Origin of the sequence: Brevundimonas sp., assembly GCF_041648115.1 — a bacterium.
GTDB lineage: Bacteria > Pseudomonadota > Alphaproteobacteria > Caulobacterales > Caulobacteraceae > Brevundimonas.
Map to the genome: position 1 here is coordinate 72,599 of NZ_JBAZPR010000017.1, position 7,267 is coordinate 79,865.

9 protein-coding genes are annotated in these 7,267 nt (G+C 66.9%); 3 read left to right on the forward strand and 6 right to left on the reverse strand.

The window, feature by feature from the left end:
- Window positions 1-4 precede the first annotated feature (4 nt).
- Genes WC597_RS15160 through WC597_RS15170 form a run of 3 tightly spaced genes read right to left on the reverse strand, consistent with a single transcriptional unit; the run spans window position 5 to window position 3,354 of the window.
- The gene (locus tag WC597_RS15160; RefSeq protein ID WP_372694603.1) at window positions 5-745 is read right to left on the reverse strand and encodes a polysaccharide deacetylase family protein; all 741 of its coding nucleotides are present in this window, start codon (window positions 743-745) and stop codon (window positions 5-7) included.
- Between the two features lie 36 nt (window positions 746-781).
- Window positions 782-2,077 carry a nicotinate phosphoribosyltransferase gene (pncB, locus tag WC597_RS15165; RefSeq protein ID WP_372694605.1) on the reverse strand — a complete coding sequence of 432 codons (1,296 nt, stop codon included), beginning with the start codon at window positions 2,075-2,077 and terminating at the stop codon, window positions 782-784.
- Window positions 2,078-2,085: 8 nt separating this feature from the next.
- Window positions 2,086-3,354: a DNA polymerase IV gene (locus WC597_RS15170; protein ID WP_372694607.1), complete on the reverse strand. Its 1,269-nt coding sequence runs from the start codon at window positions 3,352-3,354 to the stop codon at window positions 2,086-2,088.
- 106 nt (window positions 3,355-3,460) lie between these two features.
- On the opposite strand from WC597_RS15170, the gene WC597_RS15175 reads away from it, so the two are divergent.
- Both WC597_RS15175 and WC597_RS15180 read left to right on the forward strand, forming a co-directional pair.
- On the forward strand, window positions 3,461-3,826 hold the full coding sequence (locus WC597_RS15175) for a response regulator (protein WP_167762544.1): 366 nt from the start codon (window positions 3,461-3,463) through the stop codon (window positions 3,824-3,826).
- Window positions 3,823-5,184 (forward strand): PleD family two-component system response regulator, encoded by a 1,362-nt coding sequence (locus tag WC597_RS15180; RefSeq protein ID WP_372694609.1) that lies wholly within the window; start codon window positions 3,823-3,825, stop codon window positions 5,182-5,184. The genes WC597_RS15175 and WC597_RS15180 overlap by 4 nt, the downstream gene beginning before the upstream one ends.
- Before the next feature lie 74 nt (window positions 5,185-5,258).
- On the opposite strand, the gene rpmG is transcribed toward WC597_RS15180, so the two are convergent.
- The gene (rpmG, locus tag WC597_RS15185) at window positions 5,259-5,426 is read right to left on the reverse strand and encodes a 50S ribosomal protein L33 (RefSeq protein ID WP_003164451.1); all 168 of its coding nucleotides are present in this window, start codon (window positions 5,424-5,426) and stop codon (window positions 5,259-5,261) included.
- Between the two features lie 126 nt (window positions 5,427-5,552).
- Here rpmG and WC597_RS15190 point away from each other — a divergent pair, with 126 nt between their 5' ends.
- The gene (locus WC597_RS15190; RefSeq protein ID WP_372694613.1) at window positions 5,553-6,119 is read left to right on the forward strand and encodes a hypothetical protein; all 567 of its coding nucleotides are present in this window, start codon (window positions 5,553-5,555) and stop codon (window positions 6,117-6,119) included.
- A gap of 3 nt (window positions 6,120-6,122) precedes the next feature.
- On the opposite strand, the gene WC597_RS15195 is transcribed toward WC597_RS15190, so the two are convergent.
- Both WC597_RS15195 and WC597_RS15200 read right to left on the reverse strand, forming a co-directional pair.
- Window positions 6,123-6,536, reverse strand: coding sequence for a DUF5990 family protein (locus tag WC597_RS15195; protein WP_372694615.1), 414 nt, complete (start codon window positions 6,534-6,536; stop codon window positions 6,123-6,125).
- Window position 6,537: 1 nt separating this feature from the next.
- Complete coding sequence (locus tag WC597_RS15200; RefSeq protein ID WP_372694625.1) at window positions 6,538-7,248, reverse strand: NUDIX domain-containing protein; 711 nt, start codon at window positions 7,246-7,248, stop codon at window positions 6,538-6,540.
- Between the last annotated feature and the right edge of the window lie 19 nt (window positions 7,249-7,267).

The window sequence follows — 7,267 nt, forward strand, 5'->3', positions numbered from 1 at the left end:
AACGTCAGGCCGTCGCCATCGCCCACGCGGCCGTGACCGGCTGGATGTCCACATCGGCGGCCTTTGCCAGGCGGATCAGCCGATCGATGTCCTCGGGGCGACAGCCGTAGGGCGTGGGCGCATCGCTGACGTCGTGGCCATAGGCGATCAGCCAACCCCTGGACGCCGCCGTCTCCGCCACCAGCGCCTCCAGATCGTAACCGGGCAGGCGGCGGCTCTCCAGGCCGATGGCCTGCAGGAGGTTGCGGTCGGTGCGGCCGGCGTTGATCCCGTCGCGCACCCCGCGCCCGCACAGGAAGCGTTTGTCGATGATGGCCTTGGACCCCAGGGCGCAATCCCCGAAGGGATAGGCGAAAGTCTGCATCCGATACCCGTCCAGCCGCTCGCCCACCCAGGCGGCGTTGCGGGCCAGGCTGGCGTCCAGTGCCGCAGGCGACAGGGTCAGGGTCGAGACGTGTTCGTAGGTGTGGCAGCCGACCTCATGCCCGGCCTCATGCAGCGCCTGCAGATGCTCCACCTCAAACTGCGGCAGGTCCAGATTGCGCCCGCCCGCCAGGCCGCCGCAGACATAATAGGTCGCCTTGACGCCATGCTGGGTCAGGATCGGGCCGGCCTCGGTCCAGGCCGATGCCGGGATGTCGTCGAACGACAGGGTGAGGACGCCGCGCGCGGGCTGGACCGTGGCGGGGCGGACATCGAGATAGCGGCCGGCGCGGCGACGCATCTTGTCGAGAAAGGCGTTCATCCCGCCCTTATGGCCGAACGGGCTTAAGGCCGGGTTTCACACCGTGACGGGCTGGGCCGTCAGACCGCGCACGCCGAAGATGCGGCGATAGCGTTCGATCTCGGCCGGATCGCCGACGGCCTTTTGCGGATTGTCCGACAGTTTGACGGCGGGCCGTCCGCCGGCCTCGACCACCTTGCAGACCAGCGATATGGGCTCCAGTTCCGGCGCAAAGGCGGGCGAACAGTCGCGGAAATCGTTGGTCAGATTGGTGCCCCAGCCGAAGCTGAGACGGGCGCGGCCGTGGAAATGGGCGTGGGTCGCCTCGATCCCGTCGATGTCCATCCCGTCCGAGAAGATCAGCAGCTTGTCCTTCGGATCGCGCCCATGCGCGCGCCACCAGTCGATCAGGCGGTCGCCGGCCGGGATGGGCGGGGCCGAGTCGGGCCGGAAACCGGTCCAGTCCGCCACCCAATCGGGGGCCTGCTCCAGAAACGCTTCGGTGCCGAAGGCGTCGGGCAGGACGATCAGCAGATTGCCGACATAATGCCTGCGCCACTCGTCCAGAACATCATACGGAACCTGGGCCAGCGCTGCTTCGTCGGGCGCAAGCGCCGCCATCACCATCGGCAGTTCGTGCCCATTGGTCCCGATGGCTTCCAGATCGTTCTCCATCGCATGCAGCACATTGGACGTGCCGATGAAGGACGATCCCAGCCCCTCCTTCAGCGCCTGAATGCACCAGCGTTGCCACAGGAAGCCGTGCCGCCGCCGCGTGCCGAAGTCGGACAGGGCCAGATCGGGCAAGGCGCGCAGCCGCTCGACCTTGGACCACAGCCGCGTCTTGGCGCGCGAATAGAGGATGTCCAGCTCGAACCGGCCCAGCCGTCGCATCCCGACGCGGCAGCGCAGCTCGTTCAGGATCGCCAACGCCGGGATTTCCCACAGCGTCACCTCGGCCCAGGCGCCCGAGAAGGTCAGCACATACTGTCCGTCCTGAACCGACAGATCATAGTCCGGCAGGCGATAGTCGGTCAGCCAGGCGATGAAGTCGGGCGAGAAGATCTGCTTCACCCCATAGAAGCTGTTGCCCGACAGCCAGACCAGTTCCTTGTTGGTGAAGCGCAGGGTGCGGGCGTGATCGAGTTGCTCACGCAGGGCGTCGATGTCGATCTCGTCGGCTAGACGCACGGTCGTCGTGCGGTTGATGACCTGGAATACGACCGGCACGTCGCGATGCTCGCGCCAGATCATCTGCAGCATCAGCAGCTTGTAGAAGTCGGTATCCAGCAGGCTGCGGACGATGGGGTCCAGGCGAAAGCCGTGGTCATAGGCGCGTTTGGCGAGGTCCATGACGCTTCCTACGGCTTCAGCGCGCGTCCCGCCACCACCGCGTCTTTGCCGAACTTCTCGCGCAGCTTGTCGATGGCGCGTTCGGTCTTCAGGGTGCGGGTCTCGGGGGTCTGGAACAGGCCGGCGGGCGCGTCCTCGGCGTCCTGAACATCGGCCATGCCGATGCCGATCAGGCGATAGGACGGGCCCAGTTCGGGCTTCAGCAGGTCACGCCCCGCCGCAAACAGGGCGCGCGCCGTCTGGACCGGATCGGGCAGGCTGATGCGGCGGGTCACGATCTTGAAATCGGTGCGCCGCAGTTTCAGCACCAGGACCCGACTGGCGACGCCGTCGCTCCGAGCCTTGGACGCCAGCTTCTCGCACAGGGGCCACAGCTCGGCCTCCAGCGCCTCGGCCGAGGTCAGGTCTTCGTTGAAGGTGGTTTCGGCGCTCATCCCCTTGCGGTCGCGTTCGGGGTTCACGGCGCGGGCGTCCCGGGCGTGAGCCAGGTCGTACAGGCGCAGGCCGGACTCGCCATAACGTTTGACCAGATCGCGCACATCCGCGCGGGCCAGATCGCCGATGGTCGAATAGCCGTCGCTGCGCAGCGCCTTGCCGAACACCGGGCCGACGCCGGGCAGGGTGTTGACCGCGCGCGGCGCCAGCAGGGCCTGGGCGTTGGCGGCGCCGACGACGGAAAACCCGCGCGGCTTGTCCATCTCTGACGCCATCTTGGCCAGGAAGCGGTTGGGCGCCAGGCCGATGGAGACGGTCAGGCCGGTCTCTTCCTCGATCTGTTTCTGAAAACGGATCAGCTGAAACGCCGGGGGGCCGCCGTTCAGTCGTTCGGTGCCGGACAGATCGACCCAGGCCTCGTCCAGCGACAGCGGCTGGATCAGCGGCGTCAACCGACCCAGCGCCCCCAGGATACGCTGCGATTCGAAGACGTATTTGGTGAAGTCGGGCTTGATGACCACCGCCTCGGGACAGGCCTTCAGCGCCTTGAACATCGGCATGGCGGAACCGACGCCGTACTGGCGCGCGACATAGCAGGCGGTGGAGACCACGCCGCGCTTGCCGCCGCCGACGATGACCGGCTTGTCGCGCAGTTCCGGCCGATCGCGCTTCTCCACCGAGGCGTAGAAGGCGTCGCAGTCCATGTGGGCGATGGACAACTGGTCCAGTTCGGGGTCGGCGACGATGCGCCGCGACCCACACGCCGGACAGCGGCGCTCGGGCGGCCCGGCGGGGTCTTCGCCGGTCCACAGGCAGTCGCGACAGATGGCCTTGATGGCCACGCTTAAGGTCTCCGTAAGGTTGGCTTCACCCCAACTTAAGACTGCTCGCCTACGAATGCGACCAACGAGGCGTCCCGCGTTCGAGGGTCGCGCAGGTCAGGTGATGATGTCCAAGAAAGTCCTCATCGTCGAGGATAACGAGCTGAACATGAAGCTTTTTCATGATTTGCTCGATTCCCAGGGCTACGAGACTCTGCAGACCCGCGAGGGCTTGCAGGCGTTGGCCCTGGCGCGCGCGCACCATCCCGATCTGATCCTGATGGATATCCAACTGCCCGAAATCTCGGGTCTGGAAGTCACCAAGTGGCTGAAGGACGACGAGGAGCTGAGCCATATCCCCGTCATCGCCGTGACCGCCTTCGCGATGAAGGGCGACGAGGAGCGTATCCGCCAGGGCGGGTGCGAGGCCTATATCTCCAAGCCCATCTCGGTGATGCATTTCCTCGAAACCATCCGGCAGCACCTCGGATGAGCGCCCGAATCCTCGTCGTCGACGATGTGGACGTGAACGTCCGCCTGCTCGAAGCAAAGCTGACCATCGAATATTACGACGTGCTGAGCTGCAACGACGGCGCCTCGGCCCTGGCCATCGCTGCCGAGCACCAGCCGGACCTTATCCTGCTGGACGTCATGATGCCCGGCATGGACGGGTTCGAGACCTGTCGCCGGCTGAAGGCCCAGGCCGAGACACGCCATATCCCCGTCGTGCTGGTCACCGCGCTGGACGGCCGTCAGGATCGGATCCGTGGGTTGGAAGCCGGCGCCGACGACTTCCTGACCAAGCCCATCGACGATGTGATCCTGTTCGCGCGGGTCAAGTCGCTGACGCGATTGAAGCACGTCATGGACGAGCTGCGTGAGCGCGAGGAAAGCGGTCGGCGCTTGGGCGTCGATTCGGATGGCGCAGCGCGGCTGCGCAGCGAGGGCGGGCGCGTTCTGATCGTTGATGACGACATTCGTCAGGCCGAGAAGATGGCGGCCGAACTGAGCGGCGAGCACCGCGTCACCATCGAATCCGATCCCGAGGCGGCGCTGATCGCGGCCAAGGGGGCGCTGGACCTGATCATCGTCAATGTCGCCGCCGCCAGCTTCGACGGTCTGCGGATCGTGGCCCAGGCCAAGTCGGGCGATGCGCGTCGTGCACCGATCCTGGCGGTGGTCGAGCCGGTCGAGCGGCCGCGCATGGTCAAGGCGCTGGAACTGGGCGCCGCCGACATCCTGCCGCGTCCCATCGACACCGAGGAGCTGTCGGCGCGGGTCCGCACCCAGATCCGACGCAAACGCTACACCGACTTCCTGCGCCAGAAGCTGGACAGCAGCATGGAGATGGCCGTCACCGACGCCCTGACCGGCCTGCACAATCGTCGCTACATGACCGGCCAGCTACAGGCCCTGGTCGGGCGCGCCGCACAGGGCGGGGCCCAGGTCGCGGCGCTGGTGCTGGACATCGACCACTTCAAGTCCGTCAACGACAGCTTCGGTCACGACGCCGGAGACGAGGTCCTGGTCGAGTTCGCCGTGCGCCTGGCCACCAACGTCCGCGCCGTGGACCTGCCGTGCCGGATGGGCGGTGAGGAGTTTGTGGTCGTGATGCCGGGCGCCAGTCTGGAAGACGCGGGCCGCGTCGCCGAACGGATTCGCCGCGATGTCGCTTCCGCCCCATTCCGGGTCATGGGGGGCAAGGAACAGATCACCATCACCATCTCGATCGGCGTGGCCGCCACGACCGGCGACGGCGACACGCCCGAAGGTTTGCTGAAACGCGCCGACGAAGGCGTCTACGAGGCCAAGGCCGCCGGTCGCAACAGGGTCATCGCCAAGGCGGCCTGATCAACCGCCCAGACAACGAAAAACGCCCGGCTGGATGTCAGCCGGGCGTTTTCAATTCTCGGCTGATCAAGTGCTTACTTGATCTTGCCTTCCTTGAACTCGACGTGCTTGCGCACGACGGGGTCGTACTTCTTGACGACCATTTTCTCGGTCATGGTGCGGGCGTTCTTCTTGGTGACATAGAAGAAGCCGGTGTCGGCCGTGGAGTTCAGGCGGATCTTGATGGAAGCCGGTTTGGCCATCGGAATTACCTCTGCGACGGCGAAAGCCGCTTAAAATAAGAGGCGCGGAACATACTCAGGATCGCCCCAAAGTCAACGGGCGCGATGCCACGTTGATGCGGTCGGATGCACATATAGTCTGAGCGCATGAAAATCGTATCCCTGCTGGCCGCTGCGGCCCTGATTTCCCTGTCGTCCGCCGGTGTCGCGACGGCTGGACCGACTCCGACCCAGGACGCCTTCATGGCGCGGCTGAACGCTCTGTGCGGCCAGCGATTCGAAGGCCGGGTCGTCACGACAGACGCCGCCGACGCCAAGTTCGCCAGCGAGCGGCTGATCATGCACGTCCGCGACTGTTCGGCGGACGAGGTGCGCATTCCCTTCGCGGTCGGCGACGACCGCTCTCGCACCTGGGTCGTGACCAAGACGGACGCGGGCCTGCGCCTGAAGCACGATCACCGGCATGAGGACGGCACGACGGACGTGCTGCACTTGTATGGCGGCGACACGGCCGGCGCCGGCACGGCCGAGCGGCAGGCGTTCCCGGTAGACGCCGAATCGATCGCCCTGTTCAACGCCAATGACGCGGCGGTCTCGACCACCAATGTCTGGGCGATGGAGGTCCATCCCGACCGGATGTTCGCCTACGAACTGCGTCGTCCCAACCGCCATTTCCGCGTCGAGTTCGACCTGACCAAGCCGATCGCCGACTAAGGATTAGACGACGCGCCATGCCTGAAGCGGCCTCACGGTGGCGCAGGCCGGGCCGCCGTCGCGGGCGCGGCCGGGCAGGACGACCTCCAGCAAAAGCCCGCCGCGCGCCTGCGCCAGCAGATCGGCGGGAATGTCGTGGATGTCGATCTTGGCGCGTCGGCTCCATTCGCTGGCGTGCTGGCCCGCAGACGCGCCGATGGCGATATAGACGAACCGCCGCGCCGGCCCCTCGCGTCGCACGAATGTCCCGGTCAGCCGCCCGTCGTCGGACAGGGTGACCGGCGCATCGAAGCTGATCGGGCCGTCGTCGGCGATGCGCGGCTCGACCGGCATGTTGGCCTTGTCCTGCAGGCTGTAGGCGACGCCTGCGACCGGGTCGGCGATCGTCAGGCGCAGGGTGATCGTCGATCCGGCCATGTCAGTCCCTGTGTTCGACCGTGTGCCGGCCCCGCACCATCCGCACGAACGGCAGGGGACGGTTCGGGTGTTCCAGTCTCTCCGCCAACTCCCCCAGCACAAAGCGGGTGATGGCGGGCAGGTCCAGCGCACGAGCCTCGTCCAACGGCAGCCAGGCAATCTCGTCCAGCTCGCCCGATCCGGCGGTCGGTTCCGGGCTCAGCAGGGCCTCGGCCGAGGCCATGAAGAACCGAGCGTCGAACCGCCGTGTCCGGCCCGGCGGCGTGATGGCGCGGGCGATGTAGGACAGGACCGACAGGTCGGGCAGGGCGCCCGCCTGCCGATACTCGCGCCACGGTCCGGCGACCGAGGCGCTCGGCGCGGGTCGCCCCAGGATCAGCCCGGTCTCCTCAAAGGTCTCGCGCACCGCCGTCAGGGTCAGGGCGCGGGCGCGCCGGGCGGGCAGTTCGCCTTCCAGCCGCCGCGCGACATCTGACGACAGGTCGCCGGTCGCGGCGGCGGTGAAGTCGCTACGGTCGATTCGCCCGCCCGGGAACACCCATTTCGACGCCATGAAGACATGCCCCGGCGCGCGCCGTCCCATCAGCACCTCGGGTTTGCCGCCGCCCCGCGTCAGGATCAGGGTGGCGGCGTCCTTTGGCCGCTGGGCCCCGCCGACGCGTGGAGCGTCGGCTAGGTCCTGAGCGGCGTCGAAGGGGGCGGTCACGATAATCCTCCCCCATCGGGGGAGG